Raw genomic sequence first — 23,904 nt, forward strand, 5'->3', positions numbered from 1 at the left:
GCTCGTGTAGCATCCGCGCCTATGAAGTTTCCAGGAAGATTTACCAGCGGCTTGATTCTGCTGTTCACAAGCTGCGGCGCATTGGCGCAAAGCGAACTGGACGTGCGGATCAAACCCTCAAACGACGCGCTGAAAGCCAACATCGAAGGCTATATCGGCGGGGTTGGCGATCGTGACGAAGAAGCCTTGCTGCGGTTCAGCCGTGGCGCCGAAGAGCAGGCGCGCAAAGCCGCGCAGGCTTTAGGCTTCTATCAGCCACAGATCGCCAGCGAGGTGAAGGGCGGCAAGAATCCGCGTCTGACCCTCACCATCGATCCCGGCGAACCAGTGCACTTGCGCGACGTGACCATTCGTGTCGATGGCCAGGCCGCGAGCCTCAAGGCCTTTCGCGTGCCCGCCAGCGACGACCTCAAATCCGGCGCGGTGCTTAACCACGGCCATTACGAAGACGCCAAGCGCCTGATCCAGAACCAGGCCTCGCGCTACGGGTTTTTCAGCGGGCGCTTTACCAGCCAGAAGCTCGCGGTTGACCCTCAAGCGGGCGTGGCCGACATCGAACTCATTTACGACAGCGGCCCGCGCTACAGCATGGGCAAGGTCAGCTTCAGCGGCGACACGCCGTTTGATGAAGAGCTGTTGCAACGCATGGTGCCCTTTGACAGCGGCACGCCGTATGACTCCGAACTGGTCGCCGAGCTCAACCAGAACCTGCAAGCCAGCGGCTTCTTCGAAGGCGTGCGCGTAGACGCCAGCCCCACGGCCGCGACCGATGATGTGATCCCGGTCGCCGTACAACTGGAAACCCGCAAGCCGCGCACCATGGGCCTTGGCCTGGGCTACTCCACTGACGTCGGCCCACGGGGCAAAGCCAACTGGACTCGCCATTGGGTCAACCCCCAGGGCCACAGTTATGGCTGGGAAGCCGAGTTGTCGGCGCCGCGGCAGAACGTCGGCCTGTGGTACGACATCCCGCTCGACCCGCCGCTCACCGACAAATTGCGCTTCGCCGGCGGCTATCAGAATGAAGAGATCGCCAACACCGACACCTTGAGCAAGCTGCTCACCGTCGGCCCTGAATGGCACAGCAAGTTGCCCAGTGGCTGGACGCGGGTGATTTCTCTCAAGTACCAGCGCGAAGAATACCGCCTGGGCAATGACTCGGGGATGAGTAACCTGTTGATGCCGGGGGTCAGTTATTCCTACCTGCGCAGCGACAACCGAATCGACCCGCACCATGGGTATCGCCTGATGTTCGACACCAAGGTCGCCAAAGAGGGGCTGGGGTCTGACACCAACCTGCTTTACGGCACGGCCACTGTCAAAGGCCTGACCACCTTGTGGGACAACCACCGCTTTCTGGGGCGCGCACAATTTGGCGGCAGTGCCACCAACGGCTACAAATCCGTGCCGCCGTCGTTGCGCTTCTTTGCCGGTGGTGACCAGAGCGTGCGCGGTTACGAGTACCAGACCCTGTCGCCAGAGAACGATCGCGGCGATCGCATCGGTGGTCGCTACATGGTGGCCTTGAGTGCCGAGTATCAATACTCCATCACCGACAAATGGCGTATCGCGACCTTTATCGACCAGGGCAACTCGTTCAACAACCTCGACCTGCCGAGCCTGAAAACCGGCGTGGGCGTCGGCGTGCGCTGGGTATCGCCGGTGGGGCCTATCCGCCTCGACCTGGCCCATGCCCTCGAAGATCCGGGCGGCGTTCGCTTGCACTTTTCCATGGGGCCTGAGCTGTGATGCGTGGTTTGAAAATAGCGGGGCTGGCGCTGGTCGCCATCCTCGCGCTGTTGCTGTTGACGCTGTGGACGGTGCTCGGCACTCAGGCGGGCAGCCGCTGGGTGCTGGGCCAGGTGCCGGGCTTGAGCGTGGAGAATTTTCATGGTCGCCTGGGCGGGCAGTGGAGCGCCGACCATCTGCTGTGGCAGCAAGATGGCAGCCGCGTCGAGTTGAATGCGCCAAAGTTTGACTGGTCGCCCGGCTGCCTGCTTCGCATGACCCTTTGCATCAACCGATTGGATGTAGAACAGGTCAGCCTGGAATTTGCGCCCAGTACCGACGAAAGCAGCAGCGGGCCGATCCAACTGCCTGAACTCAAGCTGCCGGTTGCGATCCAGTTGGGCGATGTGCGCATCGGTCGCCTGCTGTTCAACGGCAGCGAAGAGCTCAAGGGCCTGCAACTGGCGGCGCACTGGACTGGCGCCGGTATGCAGATCGACTCGGTACATTTACAGCGCGACGACCTGGTGCTGGACCTCGCCGGCCTGCTGCAACCCACCGGCGACTGGCCGCTGAACGCCACCGGCAACCTGAGCCTGCCCTACGCCCCTGGCGGTGCTCCCTGGAGCGTTGCGCTCAAGATCGACGGCGACCTGCTCAAAACCCTCAAAGTCGACGCCGACAGCAGCGGTTACCTACCGGCCAAGCTCAGCGGCGAGCTGCAACCCCTGGTAGAAAACCTGCCGGCGCAGTTGCGCATCACCTCCGAGGCGTTCAAACCCAGCGCCGACCTGCCGGACACCTTGCAACTCAACCAATTGGACCTGAGTGCCAAGGGCGACCTGAAAAGTGGCTACCAGTTACTCGGCAAGGCCGTGCTACCGGCGGAAAAAGGCCCGGTGGATTTACTGCTGCAAGGCAAGGTCGACGCCAAGGGCGCGCAGATCGCCGGGCTGAACCTGAATGCCGGTGACCAGCAAAGCCTCAAGCTCAGTGCCAACCTGGATTGGCAACAAGGCTTCAGTGCTGACGCCAAAATCGACTGGCTGGACTTCCCCTGGCATCGCCTCTATCCCGTGATCGACGAGCCACAAGTGGCATTGCGTACCTTCAATGGTGAAATCTCCTATAAAGACGGCAATTACCTGGGCAATCTCAAGGCCGACCTCGACGGCCCGGCGGGTAAGTTCAATGTGGTCACCCCCTTCAGTGGCGACCTCAAGCAAGTCTTCCTGCCCGAGTTGAAACTGACGGCCGGTCAGGGTAAAGCCGAAGGCCACCTGAACCTGCAGTTTGCCGACGGTATTGCCTGGGATACCGCGCTGGACCTGTCGGCACTGAACCCGGCGTACTGGGTGGCCGAGTTACCCGGCACCCTGGCCGGACCGCTTCGCAGCAAAGGCGAGTTCAAGAACGAACAACTCAAGCTCAACGCTGACCTCGACCTCAAGGGCCGCCTGCGCGGGCAAACCGCTGTGTTGGCGGCCAAGGCCGAAGGTGCAGGCGAACAATGGACCCTCGCCAACCTGGATATTCGCCTGGGTGACAACCGCATCAACGGCAGCGGCAGCCTGCAACAACGCCTGGCCGGGCAGATCGACATCAAGCTGACGCGCCTGGCCCAGCTCTGGCCGCAACTGCGCGGGCAAATCAATGGGCGTGTCGATGTAGCCGGTACCTTGAAAGCGCCGCAAGGCAAGCTCGACCTCAAGGGCCAACAACTGGCATTTGCCGACAACCGCCTGCAATCGCTCAACCTCGACGCCAGCCTCGATACCGCCCAACGCGCCAGGCTCGACCTCAAGGCCAGCGGCATCTACGCCGGCGAAACCCAGGTCGGCAACCTGACCGCCAGCGCCCAGGGCGATATCAAGAACCAAAAGGTCCAGTTGGACCTGGCCGGCCCCTTGGTCAAGCTGGCCCTGGCATTGGATGGCAACCTCGACAAAGACAACTGGCGCGGGCGCCTGGCCAGCGGCAACGTACAAGCAGGCGGCCAGGATTGGCGGCTGCAAGCCCCGGCAAAAATCGAGCGGCTGGCCGATGGCAAACTGAACTTCGGTGCGCACTGCTGGGTTTCCGGCCCTGCCAGCCTGTGTGGCGAAGACCAGCGCCTGATGCCCGAACCGAAGCTGCGTTACCATCTCAAGCAATTTCCCATCGACAGCCTTGCGGCATTTTTGCCCAAAGACTTCGCCTGGCAGGGCAAGCTCAATGCTGACGTGCAGCTTGACCTGCCCGAAAGCGGCCCCAAGGGTGTGGTAGCGGTAGATGCCAGCGGCGGCACCCTGCGCGTGCGCGACAAGGGCCAATGGCTGGATTTCCCCTACAGCACCCTGAAGCTGGAAACCACCCTCAATCCCAAGCGCATCGACACTCAGCTCAACTTTCATGGCGGCAAGCTCGGCGAGTTGCTGTTGCAGGCGCAGATCAACCCGCTGCCAAACAACAAGCCAATTACCGGCAACTTCAGCCTTACTGGCCTGGACCTCGCCGTGGCGCGGCCCTTTGTGCCAATGGTTGAAAAACTCACCGGCAAGCTCAACGGCAGCGGCCGCATCTCCGGCGGCTTGCTCGCGCCGCAGGTCAACGGCAACCTGAACCTGGTGGACGGTGAAGTCTCCGGGCCGGAGTTGCCCATCAGCCTTGAGGGCTTGAACCTGCGGGCGCAAATCGCTGGTGAAAGCGTGCAACTCAACGGTGGCTGGCACAGCGGCAAGGCCGGGCAGGGCAGCCTCACGGGGCAGATCGACTGGGGCCGTGCCCTGGTGGTCGACCTCAGCCTCAAAGGCTCGCAACTGCCGGTGACGGTGGAACCCTACGCCAAGCTGGAAGTGGCGCCCGACCTGAAAGTCAGCCTCAAGGACGACAAGCTGGCGATCGCCGGCAAGGTCCATATCCCCCGTGGCGACATCACCGTGCGCGAGTTGCCGCCGTCGACCGTCAAGGTTTCCGACGACACGGTGATCATCGGCAGCCAGACCGAAGAGGGCAAACCGCCGATGGCCATGGCGATGGATATCGACGTGGAGGTAGGCGAAGACCAGCTCAACTTCGCCGGCTTCGGCCTCACCGCCAAGGTTCAGGGCCATGTGCATATCGGCGACAACATGGACACCCGTGGCGAGCTGTGGCTTAACGACGGCCGTTACCGTGCCTACGGCCAACGCCTCAACGTACGTCGCGCACGCCTGTTGTTCGCCGGGCCCTTGGACCAACCGTTTCTGGATATCGAAGCGGTGCGCATCGTTACCGAATCCAGCCGCACGGTCACCGCAGGTATCCGCCTGAGTGGCAGCGCTGAACAGCCCACTACACAAATCTTCTCCGAGCCGGCCATGGCCCAGGAAGATGCGCTGTCGTACCTGGTGCTGGGCCGTTCGCGTACCAACACCGGCGAAGACAACAACATGCTCGCCGAAGCCGCCCTGGGCCTGGGCTTGATGGGCAGTGCTGGTGTGACTTCGGATATTGCCAATAAGCTGGGGATTCAGGATTTTGATCTGGACACCCAGGGTACTGGCAACAGTACGGCGGTGGTGGCCAGCGGCAAGATCAACGAGAAACTCAGCCTGCGTTACGGGGTAGGGGTGTTCGAGCCGGCTAACACCATTGCCTTGCGCTACCTGCTGAGCAAGAAGGTGTACCTGGAAGTGGCCACGGGTGTGGCCAGCTCTCTGGATATCTTCTACAAGCGCGATTTCTGAGGGGTATACGGAACACTTTCTGTAGGAGCGAGCTTGCTCGCGAAAGACGTCAACGATAACGCGTGCTTTCTGAATGAACGCGGCGCCCTTGAGTTTTTCGCGAGCAAGCTCGCTCCTACAAAACAGACCGGCGAACTAGGGACGACAGCTCAGCTCCACCCGCTCATAGTTCAACGCCTTATTACGCTGCGGCAACGCATAAGCCGCCTCGCACCGCTGGTCTTGCCAAGTGATGACCAAGGTGCCAGTGTCGGCCTCAACCAACGCCAGCGCCTTGCCGTTGGGGTCGGCAATTGCGATTTGCTTGCCTGCACTGTCCTCCAGCGCCGCGCCAAACGGAATAGGCCGGTGCTGGGCATCGAACAATGCGAACTGTACACGTCGCCCGGTCTTGCTGGCATAGCGCGCCAGCACCACAGCACCACGTCGCGGCACCACTTGCTGGGTGGCGTTATCGATCTCGATATCGGTGCCCAGGTCACGGGTGTCCAGGCTGATCCAGTTGACGCGATAAGGCTGCGCGTTAGGCACCACGGCGAAGCCATTGCTACCGGTCTTGGCGCCGGAAAAACTGCCGATTTTCGCCCCTTCGACACCTTCGACCTGCGCCAGCGCAAAGGTCTCACCCACGGTTTGTCCCAAGTTGATCCCGCCCGCATGCCCCACCACGGAACCGGCCAGGTTAAGGTTCTGCGAGTTATACCCGCGTCCCTGACTGTAGCCGGCGCTGATATCCATCACCGAAGTGCGGGTGCTGAGGTTGGCCGAGCCGGTGCTGCCGCCGGTGCTGCTGTTACCGCCTTGCACCGAGTAATAGGTGTCGCTGTCCTCTGACAGGTAGCCGTTGATGCCCACCTGCGTGGTGTCGCTGGCCTTCTGCGTGCTGGCGGAGACAAAGGCCCGTGGTGCACGGGGTTTTGAGCCCAGGGGGAAGGACAGCGACAGGTTGACCAGGGTGTCGTTGTTCGCCGGCCCATAGTTGCCGACATCCTTGCTGTAAGTCGCGCCAAGGTTGTAACTCACCTCGCCCCAATAGTTGCTGTAGCCCGCCGAGACACTCTGCGAACCACCACGGCCCCAGTAGCGCTGGTCACTGGCGTTCACGTAGACGCTGCCATATTGCTGGTTGAGGCCAAGGCTCTGGTTGATGGTCAGGTCGGTACGGGTTTTCGAATTCCCCGTGCGCTTCTGGCCTTCATGGCTCAGTTCCTCGACGTGATCGCTGAGGGTGCGATAACCCTCGGTCGAATAGCGATAAGCAGCAAGGGTGAAGCTGGTGTCGGTGCCGGTAAACGTCTTGGCGTACAAGGCCCGCACGCTGTTGCCCGTGACCGCCTGGCCAAAGGTACGGCTGACCGAATGGGTCACGTCCAGGGACACCGCACCGATAGAGGTATTACGGCCAGCGCCGAGGGACATGGCCTGGAAATTTTCCGTGGCCTGGGCGCCGATAATCCCGGACAGGTTGCTGCTGATGCCGTAGGCCAGGGTGCTGCTGACGAACTGCGGCGTCTTCTGGTCATCGCTGTTGCTGTTGTATTGGCCGGCCGACACGCTGTATTTGAGTTGGCCCTGGCGCACCATGATCGGCAAGCTGGAAAACGCCTGCACTGTGACCCGGCGCCGGCCATCGGCTTCGATGATGGTCACTTCCAGGTCGCCGTTGGAGCCGCTGGGGTAGATGTCACTGATTTCGAACGGGCCCGGCGGCACGTTGGCGGTATAGAGGATGTAGTTATTCTGGCGAATCTCCACGGTCGCGCTGGACTGGGCGATACCACGAATGATCGGCGCATAGCCGCGTTCGCTGTCGGCACGCATGCCGTCGTCGGAGGCCAGTTTCAAGCCGCGATAGCGCACGCTGTCGAACAGGTCGGCGTCGGAGAAAATATCCCCGGCGCTGAACTGGCCCTTCAACGCCGTCACGTCATGCTGCAGGTAGCTGCGGTTGCTTTTGAACGTACTGGGGCGACCGGTGCTGCTGTTGAAGTTCGATTCGTTGCGCAGCCGCCAGCCGCCCAGGTTGATACCATTGCGCAGGCCGATGTTGTTGGAGAGCGTGGTTTCACCCTGGTTGCTGTTGCGGCTGCTGCTCAACTGGTAGTTGATGAAGGTGGCGGGCACACCGTCGTCCCACAAAGCCGGGTCGACATAGCCGCGGCGGCCACGTTCCATGGCGCTCTGTGGCACGCTGACCAACAAGCGCAGGCGCGGCACGTCGTAGCGCACGCTGGCTTTGTCGATCAAGGCTGGCAGGTTGATGCAAGCGTTGGGGTCATCGCCGGCAAGTTTGCCAGCCGCTTGCAGCCTGGCGATATCGACCCCCAATTGCTGCACCATCTCAAGGGTCAGGCAGGCCTCGGTTTTACCGGTGGCCGGGTTGTGGCGAAAGTCGATGTCGCGACGACCTACCAGGGTGTCGTTGCCGTACAGGTCAACCCGGTAGTTGCCAGGCAGCACACTGCTGCTGGCGAGCAGTGCTTGTACGTCGACGGCGGAGGCTGCGCCCTGCAGGAACGAGGTGTTGAATTGTTCATCGTCGTCGGCCAGGCAGGCGTTGCTGAAGATCAGGGCAACCGACAGCGGTGCCAATCCTTGGTACTTGAATACAAACATGCAGGAACCCTATATCACCTCCGATACGAACTAACGGAGCGAAGATAAATACAGTGAGAGTGCGACCGCTGAATAAGCGGGCGTATTAAGAGGCGTCTTTAATTGCGATGGCCTGCACATCGGCTGCGTTGGAAAGTTGTGCGCTATAGCGGTCTTGCGCGCCATAGTCGTTAATGCTGCGAAATAATAAACTCGCAACCTGACCCGGCATGAAATGTTTCAGGTGGAACTCTTTTTGCTCGCCGGGCGCAATCATCATCGAATCGAATGGCTGCTCGCTGATTGCACCCGAGGTCAGGCTGATTTCGGCAATCGACACGTGATACAGGCCAGGGTTGCTCACCACCAGCAGACTTTTGCCGCCACGCTCAACCAGACGCCATTTCAATGTGGCGGGTGCCAGGTAGGCCTCGGCTTTGAGCCCGGCAGGGCGGAAGAACACCTTGATGCGCTGGCGCACGGCGAGCTGCAAAGTGTTCTGGGCCTTGGAAGCCTTGGGGATTTCCTGCACGTTGAGCCACATCACCGACTCGCGGTCGGCCGGCATGCCCGTGCCTTCATAGATCACCCGTAGCAGTTGCTGTTCGTCGTTGCTCACTCGCACCAGTGGGGGAGTGACGGCAAAGGGTACCGAGGTGGCGTCGCTGCCGTCGGCGTCGATCCAGGACTGGATCAGCACGTCTTCACCGCTGTTGCGCACGGTGATGCCGGCTTCCTTGTGCTTGCCGTCGAACACTAGGCGCGTGCTGCTCAACGAAATACCGGCCGTGGCTTGGTTGACCGCCAGCAGGCCCAACAGGCCTACGCAGAAGGACAATGATTGACGATAAAACATGATGACCACCGCGCAAATGAATGAATGTGCAGGGCCGGTCTCAGGCCCTGCACGGACCCGTAATGCTCGTGCGGGTTATTCGTATTGCAGGGTGAACGGCAGGGTGGCGTCGCCACGACCGGCCACGGCCAGTTTCGGGTCAGCACCGGTGGTGACATAGGCCGCCGAGAATTTCAGCGAGGCGTTGCTGTCTTGCAGGTTGCTTTCAATTTTGGCGGTGGCGGGTGAGCTCAGGTCGATCAGCGCGCCATTGGAGTCCAGCAAGGCAATACCAATGTTCTTGGCTGCGCCCAGGCCGTCGATGACTTTCAGCACGCCAGTGCCGGTCACCAGGCCACTGCCTTTGCCAGAGGTCGGTTCGAAGAGCATGGCCACCTTGGTACCGGCGTTGCAGTTGACCTTCATCTCGAAGTTCTCGGCGCTCAGCGTGCCGCTACCTTTTGGCGCGGTGGCGGTGCCCATGTCCTTGATCGACACTTCGCCCATGTTCACCGAAATGGTTTTGTTGGTGCCAGCGCCTTCAACGGAGCAGGCATCGTTGTTGATGGTACCGGTGAAGTTGATGGTGCCGCTGCCTGCTTTAACAGGGGTGACGGTTCCGCCTTCTGCCAGCGCATTACCCGCGGCGGCGAAAATTGAAAGGGCCAGCAGTGCTCGAGTGAACGTTTTCATGTTGCTTTTCCAATGTTGGGAAGTGAGGCAGCACGATAAGACGCTGGCGCTTAATAGAGAATCAGACGATCCTTAGAAGTTAAACGTTCAAGTTTTAGTGTGATCTGTTAGTTGAATAAATTGTGCTCTATGCAGTAAGTCAATAAATCCTGATCACTGCTGACTTCCAACTTTCGCATCGCCGAGACTTTCTGGGTGCTGATGGTCTTTGCACTTCTGTTTAAACCGCGCGCAATTTCATTGACACTTTGTCCTGCAACAAACAGCCGCAGAATTTCATGTTCCTTGGCTGATAATCGAGTGAATCGCTCCTCCAGATCCGCATCGTCATCCACGACGGAGGTCGGCTGTGACCAGTTGTGGCGTACCGGGTTACCGCGGGCAATGGCCTTGAGTGCCGCCTGGATTTCGTCATGCAACTGGTTTTTCTGGATCACGGCCAACACCCCGAGTTCTTGCAGGCGTGTCAGGATCAGCGGGTTGGAGATCATCGTCAGTACCACGACCCGCACGCTGGGAAAGTGCCGTGTCAGGTACTCCACTAACTTGAGTCCATCCCCATAGGGCGAATCGCCGGGCATATTGAAGTCGGTGACCACCAGATCCACCGGCCCGGACGCCAGCAAGTTGACCAGTTCATTAGAACACACAGCCTCGCCCACTACGCGAAAGCGTGGGTCACGCTCGATCAATTCGCGCACCCCGACCAGTACGATGGGGTGATCGTCGGCAATGACTACATTGAGGGTATCCATGGGGTGATTTTCCAAAGTGAAATTATTCAAGGGTGTCGAGCAACGCGTTCAATCTCGCCAGGTTTTGTTGCACTTCCAAGGCAAGGGCAGGCGTGACGGCCATGCCGGTCAGGCGGCATTCCAGTTCGATAAACGCGGTGGTCATTGCCTGGAGCTGCACCGAGCCTAGGGCCCCGGCCATGCTGTGCAGTTGCTGCGCCACGCCACTGGCATCACCACGCTCCAATGCCGTAAGGGTGGTCTGTACGTCCTGGCGCAGGGTGGTGACAAACAGCGCGCGCATTTTAGGTGACAGTGTGGGCTGTTCGGCCGCCGGGGGCAGGAGGATCTGGCAGTGTTTTTCCAGCTCGGCGCGCAAGGTCGCCAGGTTCAGCGGCTTGACCAGCCACGCCTGCATGCCGACAGCGGCGCAGCGTTCGCCTTCCTCGCGAAGGGCGTTGGCGGTGATGCCGATGATCGGCAGCGTGTTATCCCGCTGGCGCAGCGCTTCGGCCAACTGGTAGCCATTCATGACCGGCATATTCACGTCGGTCAGCACCAGGTCGTAATGCCCGGGCAGCCACTGCGCCAGGGCTTGTTCGCCATTCGCCGCCATCACCACCGAGCAACCCAGCGCCTCCAGTTGCTCCTTGATCACCGCCGAGTTGATCACATTGTCTTCGGCCACCAACACGCGCAGGTTCAACTGACGGGGTGTTGCTGTGCGCAAGGGCGTGCTGTGTGCATCGGCATTGTGTTGTGCCAGGACAATCGCGTTGGCAATCGCGCGCACATCATGGGCATCGACGGCCCAGGCCGTATCTGACAATTGCGACGGACTGGGCCCGCCCGGTGTCGCGATGATGTGGGGGCCAGGCCAAGCGGGGTGATTGGCGAGCGGGGCAAGGTCGATCAGCAGCGCCGAGGGCGGCGGCGCGTCAGCGGTGACGGCGCGGCTGTCCAGGCCAAACCGCGCCAGCCAGTCGATCAGGTGCTGCGCCAATTCAGCCACCGGCGCACGCACATACACCGCCGGAGCGTCGGGTACGAAGGTGGGACAATCGGCCAAACTGCCCGGCACGGTTTCCAGGGCCAGTTGCAGGGTAAAACTGCTGCCCAGCCCAGGCTCGCTGACCACCCTCAACTGGCCGTGCATCAACTCACACAACCATTTGCAAATGGCCAGGCCCAATCCCGCGCCGGCTTGGCTGGTGGCATCGTTGACCTGGTAGAAAGGGTCGAACAATTGCCGTTGCTGCGCCTGGGAAATGCCCACGCCGGAGTCGCTGACTTGCCACTGCACCTGTGCGTTTTCCAGCACCCGCACCCGCAGTACCACGCGACCGTTATCGGTAAACTTGATCGCATTGCTCAGCAGATTATTGAGTATTTGGCGAATACGCAGCGGATCACCACGCAGCCTGTCCGCCAGTGTCGGATCGATGCAGGCGTACAGTTGCAAGCCCTTGGCCTGGGCAAAGGCGCTGTAGGTGCGCACGCTGTCTTCAGTCAGCTCCAGCGGGCAGAAGTCCTGGCGTTCGAGGGTCATCTGCCCGGCTTCGATCTTCGACACGTCCAGCACGTCGCTGATCAGCTGGAACAAGGTGGCGGACGAGCGCTGGATAGTGTGCAGGTAATCCTGCTGGCGTGGGGCAAGGTCGGTCAGGCCGAGCAGCTCCAGGGTGCCCAGCACGCCATACAGCGGCGTGCGGATCTCATGGCTCATGGTCGCGAGGAAGCGACTCTTGGCGTCGTTGGCCGAGTCGGCGGCTTGGCGCGCTTCCTCCAGGGCGGCGGCATCTTCGATGTGCCGGGTTACATCATGCAGCGCACACAGCCAGGCATCCTGGCCCTGGTAGCGCGTGGGCACGAAATCGACGTGCAGGTGACGCCCGTTGATTTCAAGGTCGCTCTGCCCGGCCTCGCTGTGCAGCTTGAGCAGGCTTATCAATCGTTGGCTGTCATGCCAGGCGCGAGCGCGCTGGTTTTGCAGAAGCACTTGGTGATCACTGCGGCGGATCACACACAGGCCGGCGGGTGCCGTGTCGATCACCGTGCGGCTGAACGCCTCGCTTTCAGCGGTGCTGGCATGGGCGCGTTGCGCGGGCAGGATAACCCGTGCGGTGTACCAGCGATTGGCTGCCCGACTACAGCCGAGCACTGCCAGCACCAGCGCAACCAGGCACAGCAACGGCCACAGCGCGTACTTGAGAAAGCGGTGCAGGCTAATGACGTAGATAGCCGTCCAGTGTTGTTCGCCAGGACTGGTGAGCTTGAAGACCAGCCCGTCGCGGCTGAAATTCAAGCCCTTGGCCAGCACTTGTCCGTCTTTCAGAGTGCCTGTCAACACTTGGCCTGCGGGAGTGACCAGGGTGAAGTCATCGTAGATCGACCATTGCAGCAACCGCTCGATGTTATTGATCTGCGCCAGGTTCAACAGTGAGCCCAGCACCACCCGAGTACTGGCCCCCGCGATGGTTGAAAACTCGCCAGGCAGATTGATCTCCACGTAAGCCAGCAGTATCGGTGCAACGTCACCGGGGGCTGCCGGGTAGGGCGCCCAATGCACCTGATCGTCCCTCTGCGAGGTTTTTTTTGTTTCCAGGCGCTGATTCAGTTGGGTCATCACCTCGACCAACGCGTTCACTCGTGTCGGTCCTGCCCCGCGCAGTCGGCCGGCTGAGGGCACCGTCACGTCAAAATTGCCAGGGCCATTGAGCAGCATCACTTGGGGCGACTGATAGTGCGAAGTTGCCCAGAACGCACTGTAATAGGCGGCCAGATAGGTACCCAGCGCAAAGATGTTGGGGGATTGATCGGCGGCGATCTTGTCCGGATTGATCTTCAAGCTATACGGCAAGGAGAATGGCAGGGCGCGACCTTCATACACGTTCGGCCCCTCTTCGGGCAGTAGTCTTTGCATAGGGGGTGGCAGGGAGGTCGAGGGCTTGATCTCACCTTTGACGCTTTCCAGTGTCGCATTGCGCAGAAAAACCTCGTGCTCGTGGATGTTTTCCATCAAGCGGGCGAAGTGAAAGTCCAAGGTGTCGCGCTGTTCGTCAAGCATGCGCAGCACGCCCAGATAGCTGATGCCCAGCAATAGCGGCACCAGGGCGCCGAGCACCAGCAGACCTTTATTCAGGCGCGAGGAACTGCTGGCCAGTTTTTCCAGGAAGGCGTTGGGCTGTTGCATTAACGAGCCTGGGCGAAGATGAGTGAGCTGCCTGTGAACACAATGACCTCTATAGCAAGCGACGTTCGGCCACACTCTTGCGCGGATCAATAAACGTTCGCCGGCCCGTCATGGGTCAGCAACTGCTGGAACTGATCTGAAGACACGGCGTGGGAAATCAGGAAGCCTTGTACCTGAGTGCAGTCGATCTTACGCAACAGCGCAAGTTCTTGCGCGGTTTCCACGCCTTCGGCCACCACCGTCAAGCCCAGTTGACGGCCCAGGCTGACAATACTGGTCAGCGCCTGGGCCAGTTCTTCGTTGGCGTTGCAGCCTTGCACCAGCGCACGGTCGATCTTCAACTCGGTGAAGGGCGCCGACACCAGGTTCATGTACGAGCTATAGCCCTTGCCGAAATCATCCTGGGACAAGCCGAAGCCCTTGATCCGCAAGCGGCAGGCGCCGGCGTAGAAGTTGCTGATGTCATCCGGGACCGAACACTCCATCAATTCGAAGCAGATGCGCGCGGGTAGGCCTTGGTGTTCCAGTACGAAAGCGAGGATGCGGTCGGGGAGGTCGTGGCTGTTGAGCAGGTGAGTGGGCAGGTTGATCGACACGGGAATGTCATAGCCGTGTTGGCGCCACTGGGCCTGAGCCACCATCGCCTGTTCCAGCATCCGCCACAACAGGCGTTCTTCGAGGCCGAAGGCAATCAACGCCGGCAGGAACGCGCCAGGCAGCAAAGTGCCGTGGTCGGGGTGAGTCCAGCGCACCAGAGCTTCGGCGGCGACGATGCGGCCGTTGTCCAGGGCCTTCTTGGGTTGGAACCAGGCTTGCAGTTCGTCGTTATCCAAGGCATCGAGCAGGCTCTGGCGGTCGACGCCGGGGTGGATTTCAGCGAGTGGGGTCTGACGCAGCCCCTGCAGTTGATCAATCAGGCATCGCAGGGCAGCGGCATTGACCGGTTTGGAAATCAGCCCGATGACCTTTACTTGCAGGTTGCTCGCCACCAGGCTAGCCCCCATCAACATACGGCGTGACGCCGCACTCATGATCGCCAGTGCCGGTCGCGAGGGTTGCGCGGCCAAGCCCTGGATAAATTGCACGCCGTCCATGCCCGGCATCAGCAGGTCAGTGAGCACCAGGTCGAAGTCGTGGCTTTTCAGGCACGCCAGGGCGGCTTCGCCGCCCCTGGCAAACACCAGGTCAAACTCACCCAAGGTGCTGAACAGGTTCTGCAAATACAGGTGCTGGAAGGGGTGGTCTTCGACAATCAAAATGCTACAAGGCTTCATGGGTGGCTCGTTCGTAGGGAGCCAGGGCGGTGAACAAGGCTCGCAGCGTAAAAGGTTTGATCAGGCAGTGGTTCATGCCGGCGGCCAGGCACAAGGCATCTTCACCGCGCAGGGCATTGGCGGTTGCTCCGATGATGGGGGTTGTACAACCCAGGTCGCGCAAGGCCTTGGCCAAGTCATAGCCATTGAGCCGGGGCATGTTGACGTCGGTGAGCACGACGTCAAAGTCGCCGTCGTGCCAGAGCGACAAGGCTTCTTCACCGTCACGGGTCAAGGTCACGCTGCACCCCAGCTCTTCGAGTTGGTCGCGCAGGATCAGTTGGTTGATGACGTTGTCTTCGGCTACCAGAATATGCAGGCCTAGTGGGTGCAGCTCGCGCGGTTCGCACGTCGGCTGGGGGACGGCGGGTCGGCCACCCTGGGCATGGCGCACCGCTTGCTGGATCGCATTCAGGTCATTGAGGTTGACGCACCAGCTGTCGCCTTTGAACTGGGGGGCGTGGGCACCGTCGCGACGGGCGATGATCCGTGGTCCATGCCAGGGCAAGGGCGGGTGGGAATCCGGCGAGTCAGGATACAGCTCAAGCAATACGCCATTGGCGTCCGGTCCCATCCCCACCGGCATGCCGATCTGCGGCCGGGCGCCCCAGCGGCGTAGCCAAGCGCTGATGTTCTGCGCCAGTTCAAGCACGGGCGAAACCACATAGACGGTCTCGGCCGGCAGTGTCAGCGGTAGCGCCGACAGCAGCCTGGATGAAGGTTGTTCCAATGGCACTGTCAGGGAGAAGCTGCTGCCCAGGCCAGGTTCGCTGACCATGCGCAGGGTGCCGTTCATCAAGTGGGTCAAGCGCAGACAGATAGGCAGGCCCAGGCCGGTACCGGCTACCACGTTGTTGTTACCCTCGGTCTGGTAGAAGGGTTCGAAAATAAACGCCTGGTCTTGATGGGCAATCCCCTTGCCGGTGTCCGAGACCTGCCATTGCAGGCACACCCGTTCGCCTTCGCGGCTGAGCACCTGGACCCGCAACACTACGCGCCCGGCGTCGGTGAACTTGACGGCATTGCTCAGCAGGTTGTTGAGGATCTGCCGCAGTCGACTGACATCGCCCAGCAACGGCTCCGGCAATTGCGGGTCGAGGCAGGCATACAGTTGCAAGCCTTTGTTCTGCGCTGCGGCGGCATAGCCCTGCACAACCTCCCGCACCAGGGCCTGCACAGAGAACTCGCTCAGTTCCAGGGCCAGTTGCCCGGCCTCGATCTTCGACACGTCCAGCACATCGCAGATCAACTGCAACAAAGTCGCGGACGAGCCCTCGATGGCGCGCAGGTAGCTTTTTTGCTGGGTATCCAGGTGCGTGCGGCCGAGCAGCTCCAGGGTGCCAAGCACACCGTAGAGCGGCGTGCGGATTTCGTGGCTCATGGTGGCCAGGAACAGCGTCTTGGCCTCATTGGCGGCGTCGGCCGACTGGCGCGCCTGTTGCAGTGCGGCTTCGATCTGTGTGCGTGCACTGATGTCGCTGAATGCACACAACAGCACATCCTCACTTTTGTAGCGGGTAGGTGCGCAGCTCAAGTACAGGTGGCGGCCATCGGCGGTCTCGAAGTAATCCGTGAGGCAGGGCGCTGTGGGGTCGAAGGCGTTGCGTATCCAGCCCGGGCCCAATTGCTCGCCGCACTCGCCCAGCCATTGTTGGGCGAGGGTGTTTTCCAGCACCACCTGGCCATCGGCGCGGCGCAATACGCAAAGCGCCACGGGGGCGGTCTGGATCACATCGCGGCTGAACAGCTCGCTTTCCACCAGTGCCTGAAGACGGTGCAGTGCGGGGGTAATGAAACGGTGTTCCAGGCGGCGGGTCAGCAGGCATACCAGGCTGATACTCAGCACGCAAAAAGCCAGCGCGCCGAACATTTGTGGCCATAGCGCCCGCAGTACGGCGAGCAAGTCGATGGAGTAGGTGAGTTGCCAGTCCGAGGACTTCAACTGCTTGCGCAACACCAACTGCTCGGGCAACCAGCCGGTGCCGACAAAACCGAAGAAGTCCTGTTGCCGCAAGAGCGGCAGGTTCTGCCCGGGCGGTGGTGTCTGGCTATTGCTGAACAGCGCCATGCCTTCGGCGTTGAACATGGTGAACTCGCCGGCACTGTGGTCGTTCAAGGCGCTGGAGACTTCGTGGTCGTCCATTTCCAGGCCGAGCCAGCCGGAGTTCACGTCGCGCTCGTCCAGGCGAATAAAGATATACAGCCGTGAATGCCCATTTGATGCATGGGTCAGCCATAACTCTTGAAGGGTTTTCGATAACTTGAGGGTGGCCAGTTGATCGAGCATGGCCTGGGGGAAAACCGTGGTGACCGACGTGGCACTGTACAGCCGCATTACACAGCCCTCGGTGCCGACATATAGCAGGTTGAGCTGCTTGGCCTTCAAGTAGTCATGCATGCGTCGAGTCAGCCAGATGCTCCATTGCTGGCCGGGTGTTTGCCCCAGCAACAGACGGATCTCCTCGTCGGACACCGGCGCGTCCACGTTGGTCTTGCGGGTGGCAGAAAGGCTCAGGCTCTCCAACAACGCTTCACGGGTGGTGAAAAAGGTATGCGCTTCGGCAATGGCGCTGCTCATGTAGCTGCGCCGCTGGGAGATTTCATTGTTGAAGGTAAACAGCAAAAAGCTGTACACGCCGCCGAGAATTCCCACCAGCAGCACCAGCGCAAAAACGCGCAACAGCCGGCGTGCGGCGTTGGGGTTGGAAAGGACGGGGCTAATCTGGTGGAGGTAGTTCTTCAATCTCATCCCGGCACTCTAGGGCGGGCCGGGTGCAGGGAAAATCAGACGATCCTGAGTTTGCTACAGGTAGTTCACGATGAAGGTCACGTCCGTGTTGGCACTGCCTGCCTTCAGGGTGCCCGTGGGCAAGCGGTAATACGCCGCCGACAGGGGAATCTGGAAATTGGTGCCGGTGGGGGTGAAGGCATTGAACGGGTAGGTGGTGCCCAGTGCAATGGGTTGCCCGGTGTCATTCAACAATTGCAGGCCGATGCCGGCGGCGGTGGAACTGCTGTTAAGCGCGACGATGCCTTTGGCCACATCGATGACGGACGTGGTGGCCTTAAGCGAATAGGTAACCTTTTTTATACCGGTCTGGCATTGGTTCAAGCCGATATTGAAGTGCACCTTGCGAGGTGTTGCGCCTGCCTTTTCAAAGTCCTGAAGCTGATAGTCGTCGCCCATGGCAACTGGCACGGCGGGCGTTTGGCAAGAGGCGGTAACCAGCCCGATGGGGTTGCTCAGGTTGAATTTTTTCAGGATCAAGTCATCGGACTGCAGGCTGCCCAGATAACCCGCTTCAACCCTGGCGTCTTCCGCCAATGGGCCGGTCTTGACAATTTCCAGCCTCACCGTACCTGCGCTGATGCCGTAATTGGCATTCGCTGCGAGGGGTTGTAATGTCGCTTCATAGCGACCTAAAGCCTGCATCCAGACGCGGAAGGAAAGTCCTGACTTGCCAAGGGGGAAGAGCGTGTCCTTACCGGTCGCGGTGCCCAACATGGGGTTGAGTGAAATGCCATACAACGAAATTCTTGAGCAGGTCCAGATATGCCCTTGCCCCTGCAAAGTCTCCTGATAAACCACCGTGCCATCAGGTGTGTCAGCAGGGATGTTCACGCCTTCGTTAGCCAGCCGCGCACCGAAGTTGAGGGTTTCGGTTTTGGAGTTGACAGCCACACAACTCCCCGCCTGGGCGAGCATTGAGCACGCCAACGTCATCAGAGTGACAAAGCAGAGCAGTGGCAGACGTGGTTTTAAACACTTCATGAGCAGGGCTGTACGAGTGATCAAGGAGCGGCTTACGTTAAGCAGCCAAGGCACGCTTGCCCATCAGGCGATCCTTAGAATCTGCCTTTTGCTCGCCAACTACCAAGCAACCTAATTATTCCATTTGACATTCGCTGCCTAAGCAGTAACATCTCGTCACACATTCACTGCCTAGGCAGTAATAAGGTGACTTTCAATGCCTCACTTCACCCCTGACAACTTCCACAACTGCCACCTAGGCCTGTTGCTGGGCCGCGCTGCGATCCTCAAAGACCGCATCATCGACACCCATATGGAACCCCACGGCATCACCGCCGCGCAGTTCAAGGTGTTGATCATCATGGCCCAGTTCGGCGTCGATACCCCGGCGGAGCTGTGCCGCAACCTGTCCCTGGACAGCGGTTCGATGACGCGGATGCTCGACCGCCTGGAGCAAAAAGACCTGCTCAGCCGCAAACGCTCCGAGCTGGATCGCCGCCAGGTGCAGTTGGTGCTGACCGCCGAAGGCCAGCGCCTGGCGGACATGCTCCCGAATATTGGCGCCAAGGCCCTCAACCAGTTGGCCGGTGTGCTTGAGCCGGGCGAGTTGGAAACCCTGGAGCGGATCCTGAAGAAAATGCTGATCGCTGCGGGTGACCCCATCACGATCCAGCGGGTAGGTCGATCATGAACACACGCGCATTCAGCCTGGTGCTGGCGGCGATGACGCTGGCCGGTTGCGCCAATTACAGCGGCCTCGATACCCAGGGCCAGCGCCTCGACGCCAACACCCTGCACACCGGCAAATCCCTCAGCGGCGTGACGCTGTCGAGCGCCGCCTGGCCGGCCGCTGACTGGTGGAAAAGCCTGGGCGACCCTCAGCTTGACGGCCTGATCCAGGAAGCCCTGCAAAACAGCCCCGACATGCAAGTCGCCGACGCCCGCGCCCACCAGGCCGAAGCGGCGGCCTATGCCGCCAACGCGGCGCGCATGCCGACCCTGGATGCCAGCGCTGGCGTGAGCCGTTCGCGCCTGGCCAAGGATCAGGACCCTCGCGGGCAGGGCGATGCCTATTCGACGGTGCGCAACATCGGCGCCAGTTTCAATTACAACTTCGATCTCTGGGGCGGCCAGCGCACCGCCTGGGAGGCCGCATTGGGCGAGGCCCGTGCTGCCGAAGTCGACCAGCAGGCCGCGCGCCTGACCCTGGCGGCCAACGTGGCCAAGGCCTACAGCGACCTGGGCCAGGCGCATATCGTGCGTGACCTGGCCGTCGATGACCTCAAGCGCACCCGCCAGATGCTCGACCTGAGCAAGCGCCGCCTGAGTTCCGGTATCGACAGCGAGTACCAGTATCAGCAGACCGAAAGCCTGGAAGCCAGCTCCCAGTCGCAACTGATCGACGCGGAAAAACAACTGCAAAGCGCCAAGATCGCCCTTGCCATATTGCTCGGCAAAGGCCCGGACCGTGGCAACGAGTTGGCTCGCCCGATGGTGCTCAAACCCAGCGCCGTCGCGGTGCCCGCGGTGTTGCCTGCCGAGCTGCTCGGTCGTCGCCCGGACCTGGTCGCCGCACGCTGGCGCGTAGAGGCCGCGAGCAAGAACATCGACGCCAGCAAGACCCGCTTCTACCCCAACCTCAACCTGAGTGCGAGTGCCGGCGCCGAGTCGTTGCTGGGCGATGCGATGTTCGGTTCGGCCAGCCGTTTCTTCAACATTGCGCCGACGATCTCGCTGCCGATTTTTGACGGCGGCCGCCTGCGCGCCGACCTCGATGCCCGCGACGCTGACTACGACCTGGCCGTGGCCCAGTACAACAAAACCCTGGTGCAAGCCTTGGGTGATATCGGCACGAGCCTATCCCAACTGCGCGATACCGGGCGGCAGATCCAGGCCCAGCAACATGCGGCCGACATCGCGCAGCAGTCCTACGACACCGGGGTGCAACGCTACAGCTCAGGCATCGGTAACTACCTGGATGTGCTCAGCATCGAGCAGCAATTGCTGCAGGCCCAGCGCCAGCTGGCGACCCTGAATGCGGCGCAGATCGACCTGTCGATTCAATTGATGCAGGCCCTGGGTGGCGGGTACCACGCCAACAGCGTGGCCGCGACCACCCCCGCTACACGCACGGAATAATTTGAGGTATTTGTCATGGCCACTGCCGAAAGCAACAACGCAACCGAACAACCCAAAGACACCAACCCACGCAAACGCAAAGTCATGCTCATCGGCCTGGCGCTGATCGTCATCCTTGGTGTGGTGGGCGTGTGGGCCTGGTATGAGTTCTACGGGCGCTTCAATGAAAGCACCGACGACGCCTATGTGAACGGCAACGTGGTGGAGATCACCCCGCTGGTCACCGGCACGGTGGTCAGCATTGGCGCCGACGATGGCGACCTGGTCCACGAAGGCCAGGTGCTGATCAACTTCGACCCCAACGACGCCGCCGTCGGCCTGCAGAGTGCCCAGGCCAACCTGGCCCGCACCGTGCGCCAGGTGCGTGGTTTGTACAGCAACGTCGATGGCATGAAGGCCCAGGTCAATGCGCAGAAAGCTGATGTGCAAACCGCCCAGGACAACTACAACCGCCGTAAAACCCTGGCCCAGGGCGGCGCGATTTCCCAGGAAGAACTGTCCCACGCCCGCGACAGCCTGACCGCCGCCAAGAACGCCTTGACCAACCTTGAGCAACAACTGAAAACCACCAATGCCCTGGTGGATGACACGGTAATTTCGTCCCATCCCGACGTGCAAGCGGCCGCCGCGCAACTGCGCCAGGCGTACCTGACCAATGCGCGCAGCACCTTGATTGCGCCGGTCACTGGCTATGTGGCCAAGCGCACCGTGCAACTGGGCCAACGCGTGCAGCCGGGCACCGCGCTGATGGCGGTGATCCCGCTGGACCAGCTGTGGATCGACGCCAACTTCAAGGAAACCCAACTGCGCGACATGCGTATCGGCCAGCCGGTGGATATCGAGGCCGATATCTATGGCAGCGACGTGAAGTACAGCGGCACCGTCGACAGCCTCGGCGCGGGTACCGGTAGCGCGTTCGCTTTGCTACCGGCACAGAACGCCACCGGTAACTGGATCAAGATCGTGCAGCGGGTGCCGGTGCGCATCCACATCAATGCCGAAGAGCTGGCCAAGCATCCGCTGCGGGTGGGCTTGAGCACCGTGGTGAATGTAGACCTGCACGACCAGAGCGGCCCGGTGCTGGCGCAACAGGCGCCGCAAAAAGCCTCGTTCACCACCAACGTGTATGACCGCCAATTGGCCGAGGCCGATGCCATGATCAACCAGTTGATCCATGACAACAGCGTCGCCGCTCCCAAGGCTGCGCAACGCTGATGAGCAATAACGCCTCGTTCACGCCGCCCAGCCTGTTGATGGCCACTATCGGGCTGTCGCTGGCGACCTTTATGCAGGTGCTCGACACCACCATTGCCAACGTGGCCTTGCCGACTATTTCCGGCAACCTGGGGGTGAGTTCGGAGCAGGGCACCTGGGTGATCACCTCGTTTGCGGTGAGCAACGCCATCGCCTTGCCGCTCACGGGCTGGTTGAGTCGGCGCTTTGGTGAGGTGAAGCTGTTCCTGTGGGCGACCATCTTGTTTGTGCTGGCCTCTTTCCTGTGCGGTATCTCCACGTCGATGCCCGAGCTGATCGGCTTTCGGGTGCTGCAAGGCTTGGTTGCCGGGCCGTTGTACCCGATGACCCAGACGCTGTTGATTGCGGTCTATCCTCCCGCCAGGCGCGGCATGGCCCTGGCGTTATTGGCGATGGTTACGGTGGTGGCGCCGATTGCAGGCCCCATCCTTGGTGGCTGGATCACTGACAGCTACAGCTGGCCGTGGATCTTTTTCATCAACGTGCCCATCGGTATCTTCGCGGTGATGGTGGTGCGTTCGCAGTTGAAGAAGCGTCCGGTGGTCACCAGTTATCAGCCGATGGATTACGTCGGGTTGTTGAGCCTGATCGTCGGGGTCGGCGCCTTGCAGATTATCCTCGACAAAGGCAATGACCTGGACTGGTTCGAATCCAACTTCATCATCATTGGTGCGGTGATATCGGCAGTGGCCCTGGCGGTATTTGTGATCTGGGAAATGACCGACAAGCACCCGGTGGTGAACCTGCGGCTGTTCGCCCATCGCAACTTTCGCATCGGCACCATCGTGCTGATCCTCGGTTACGCGGGCTTCTTCGGCATCAACCTGATCCTGCCGCAATGGTTGCAGACCCAGATGGGCTACACCGCCACCTGGGCCGGACTCGCCGTGGCGCCAATCGGGATCCTGCCGGTGTTGATGTCGCCGTTTGTGGGCAAGTACGCACACAAGTTCGACCTGCGGCTGCTGGCGGGCCTGGCGTTTCTGGCGATCGGCTTGAGCTGCTTCATGCGCGCTGGTTTCACCAACGAGGTGGACTTCACCCATATCGCCCTGGTGCAGCTGTTCATGGGCATTGGCGTGGCGCTGTTCTTCATGCCGACCTTGAGCATCCTGATGTCCGACCTGCCGCCGCACCAGATCGCCGACGGCGCTGGGCTTGCGACCTTTCTGCGCACCTTGGGCGGCAGCTTTGCGGCTTCGCTGACCACCTGGATCTGGATTCGCCGGGCGGACCAGCACCATGCCTACATGAGCGAGAACATGACCACCTACGACTCGGCTACCCGTGATGCGTTGCAGGCGCTGGGCGGGGCAGGGCAGAAGGCCTACACGCAACTGGATCAGATCCTCACCAGCCAGGCGTACATGATGTCCACCGTGGATTACTTCACGTTGCTGGGGTGGATGTTCATGGGCTTGATGTTGCTGGTGTGGCTGGCCAAGCCGCCGTTTACGGCAAAGGCCGGGCCGGCGACTTCGGGGCACTGATCATAAGGTCAGCGCGGTCCCTGTGGGAGCTGGCTTGCCTGCGATGCAGACACCTCGGTGTATCAGATGCACCGAGGTGATGCTATCGCAGCATAGGTATCTACATAACGCTGTAACGGTGGACGGTAACCACGATGCGAAGCGAGCCGCTCTTGATCTTGATCTGCTTTTGATCTTGATCTCAGGCGCCCCGTTAAAGCACGCTGGCCGAACGCAGGCTTGAATTCGTGGGTAACCCGGCAGGACGCCGGGTTAGCCGCCCCGCGCCATGGATGGCGCGTGGCGGCGGCCCACGGATTCAAGCCTGCGTTCGGGCACACCGAGCCTAAGCGAGGTGCCGAGTGGTGGGGCAAGAGCGCTTTGGTTACTTTCGCGCTTTTCGAAAGTGACCCGCCGTCAGGGCGGAACCTTAAGTAGCCGTTACCGCAGGAATGGATATGTACACAATCCAGCTGTGTTGGCTGTCAGGCCG

14 protein-coding genes are annotated in these 23,904 nt (G+C 60.9%); 6 read left to right on the top strand and 8 right to left on the bottom strand.

What is annotated here, in order from left to right; translation table 11 throughout:
• The first annotated feature begins 21 nt into the window (after positions 1-21).
• Complete coding sequence (locus tag JFT63_RS02835; protein WP_057700494.1) at positions 22-1,749, top strand: autotransporter assembly complex protein TamA; 1,728 nt, start codon at positions 22-24, stop codon at positions 1,747-1,749.
• On the top strand, positions 1,749-5,435 hold the full coding sequence (locus JFT63_RS02840; protein ID WP_198843411.1) for a translocation/assembly module TamB domain-containing protein: 3,687 nt from the start codon (positions 1,749-1,751) through the stop codon (positions 5,433-5,435). The genes JFT63_RS02835 and JFT63_RS02840 overlap by 1 nt, the downstream gene beginning before the upstream one ends.
• Before the next feature lie 135 nt (positions 5,436-5,570).
• On the opposite strand, the gene JFT63_RS02845 is transcribed toward JFT63_RS02840, so the two are convergent.
• From JFT63_RS02845 to JFT63_RS02880, 8 genes are all read right to left on the bottom strand, one after another.
• Complete coding sequence (locus tag JFT63_RS02845) at positions 5,571-8,051, bottom strand: fimbria/pilus outer membrane usher protein (protein ID WP_198843412.1); 2,481 nt, start codon at positions 8,049-8,051, stop codon at positions 5,571-5,573.
• A gap of 85 nt (positions 8,052-8,136) precedes the next feature.
• Positions 8,137-8,886 carry a fimbrial biogenesis chaperone gene (locus JFT63_RS02850; protein ID WP_198843413.1) on the bottom strand — a complete coding sequence of 250 codons (750 nt, stop codon included), beginning with the start codon at positions 8,884-8,886 and terminating at the stop codon, positions 8,137-8,139.
• Positions 8,887-8,961: 75 nt separating this feature from the next.
• Positions 8,962-9,558 (bottom strand): fimbrial protein, encoded by a 597-nt coding sequence (locus JFT63_RS02855; RefSeq protein ID WP_198843414.1) that lies wholly within the window; start codon positions 9,556-9,558, stop codon positions 8,962-8,964.
• A 107-nt stretch (positions 9,559-9,665) separates the two neighbouring features.
• The gene (locus JFT63_RS02860) at positions 9,666-10,313 is read right to left on the bottom strand and encodes a response regulator (RefSeq protein WP_198843415.1); all 648 of its coding nucleotides are present in this window, start codon (positions 10,311-10,313) and stop codon (positions 9,666-9,668) included.
• A 22-nt stretch (positions 10,314-10,335) separates the two neighbouring features.
• Entirely contained in the window at positions 10,336-13,485 is a 3,150-nt protein-coding gene (locus JFT63_RS02865; RefSeq protein WP_198843416.1) for a hybrid sensor histidine kinase/response regulator, read from the bottom strand.
• Between the two features lie 86 nt (positions 13,486-13,571).
• Positions 13,572-14,759 carry an EAL domain-containing response regulator gene (locus tag JFT63_RS02870; RefSeq protein ID WP_198843417.1) on the bottom strand — a complete coding sequence of 396 codons (1,188 nt, stop codon included), beginning with the start codon at positions 14,757-14,759 and terminating at the stop codon, positions 13,572-13,574.
• Entirely contained in the window at positions 14,746-17,547 is a 2,802-nt protein-coding gene (locus tag JFT63_RS02875) for an ATP-binding protein (protein ID WP_198843418.1), read from the bottom strand. Before JFT63_RS02875 ends, JFT63_RS02870 begins: the two co-directional genes overlap by 14 nt.
• Positions 17,548-17,601: 54 nt before the next feature.
• On the bottom strand, positions 17,602-18,480 hold the full coding sequence (locus JFT63_RS02880) for a fimbrial protein (protein WP_332875209.1): 879 nt from the start codon (positions 18,478-18,480) through the stop codon (positions 17,602-17,604).
• A 286-nt stretch (positions 18,481-18,766) separates the two neighbouring features.
• On the opposite strand from JFT63_RS02880, the gene JFT63_RS02885 reads away from it, so the two are divergent.
• From JFT63_RS02885 to JFT63_RS02900, 4 genes are read left to right on the top strand one after another with little or no spacing between them, the layout of a single operon-like run.
• Entirely contained in the window at positions 18,767-19,240 is a 474-nt protein-coding gene (locus tag JFT63_RS02885) for a MarR family winged helix-turn-helix transcriptional regulator (protein ID WP_032896609.1), read from the top strand.
• Positions 19,237-20,688: an efflux transporter outer membrane subunit gene (locus tag JFT63_RS02890; RefSeq protein WP_198843420.1), complete on the top strand. Its 1,452-nt coding sequence runs from the start codon at positions 19,237-19,239 to the stop codon at positions 20,686-20,688. The genes JFT63_RS02885 and JFT63_RS02890 overlap by 4 nt, the downstream gene beginning before the upstream one ends.
• Positions 20,689-20,703: 15 nt before the next feature.
• Complete coding sequence (locus JFT63_RS02895; protein WP_198843421.1) at positions 20,704-21,903, top strand: efflux RND transporter periplasmic adaptor subunit; 1,200 nt, start codon at positions 20,704-20,706, stop codon at positions 21,901-21,903.
• Positions 21,903-23,432, top strand: a complete 1,530-nt coding sequence (locus JFT63_RS02900) for a DHA2 family efflux MFS transporter permease subunit (protein WP_186558554.1) — start codon at positions 21,903-21,905, stop codon at positions 23,430-23,432. Before JFT63_RS02895 ends, JFT63_RS02900 begins: the two co-directional genes overlap by 1 nt.
• Positions 23,433-23,904 lie beyond the last annotated feature (472 nt).

It is taken from the genome of Pseudomonas sp. MF7453, assembly GCF_016405455.1.
Lineage (GTDB): Bacteria > Pseudomonadota > Gammaproteobacteria > Pseudomonadales > Pseudomonadaceae > Aquipseudomonas > Aquipseudomonas paralactis.

Coding starts and splice junctions, on each gene's coding strand:
- JFT63_RS02850 (WP_198843413.1), bottom strand. CDS start 8,886: ATGTTTTATCGTCAATCATTGTCCTTCTGCGTAGGCCTGTTGGGCCTG.
- JFT63_RS02855 (WP_198843414.1), bottom strand. CDS start 9,558: ATGAAAACGTTCACTCGAGCACTGCTGGCCCTTTCAATTTTCGCCGCC.
- JFT63_RS02885 (WP_032896609.1), top strand. CDS start 18,767: ATGCCTCACTTCACCCCTGACAACTTCCACAACTGCCACCTAGGCCTG.
- JFT63_RS02870 (WP_198843417.1), bottom strand. CDS start 14,759: ATGAAGCCTTGTAGCATTTTGATTGTCGAAGACCACCCCTTCCAGCAC.
- JFT63_RS02890 (WP_198843420.1), top strand. CDS start 19,237: ATGAACACACGCGCATTCAGCCTGGTGCTGGCGGCGATGACGCTGGCC.
- JFT63_RS02860 (WP_198843415.1), bottom strand. CDS start 10,313: ATGGATACCCTCAATGTAGTCATTGCCGACGATCACCCCATCGTACTG.
- JFT63_RS02875 (WP_198843418.1), bottom strand. CDS start 17,547: ATGAGATTGAAGAACTACCTCCACCAGATTAGCCCCGTCCTTTCCAAC.
- JFT63_RS02835 (WP_057700494.1), top strand. CDS start 22: ATGAAGTTTCCAGGAAGATTTACCAGCGGCTTGATTCTGCTGTTCACA.
- JFT63_RS02845 (WP_198843412.1), bottom strand. CDS start 8,051: ATGTTTGTATTCAAGTACCAAGGATTGGCACCGCTGTCGGTTGCCCTG.
- JFT63_RS02895 (WP_198843421.1), top strand. CDS start 20,704: ATGGCCACTGCCGAAAGCAACAACGCAACCGAACAACCCAAAGACACC.
- JFT63_RS02865 (WP_198843416.1), bottom strand. CDS start 13,485: ATGCAACAGCCCAACGCCTTCCTGGAAAAACTGGCCAGCAGTTCCTCG.
- JFT63_RS02840 (WP_198843411.1), top strand. CDS start 1,749: ATGCGTGGTTTGAAAATAGCGGGGCTGGCGCTGGTCGCCATCCTCGCG.
- JFT63_RS02900 (WP_186558554.1), top strand. CDS start 21,903: ATGAGCAATAACGCCTCGTTCACGCCGCCCAGCCTGTTGATGGCCACT.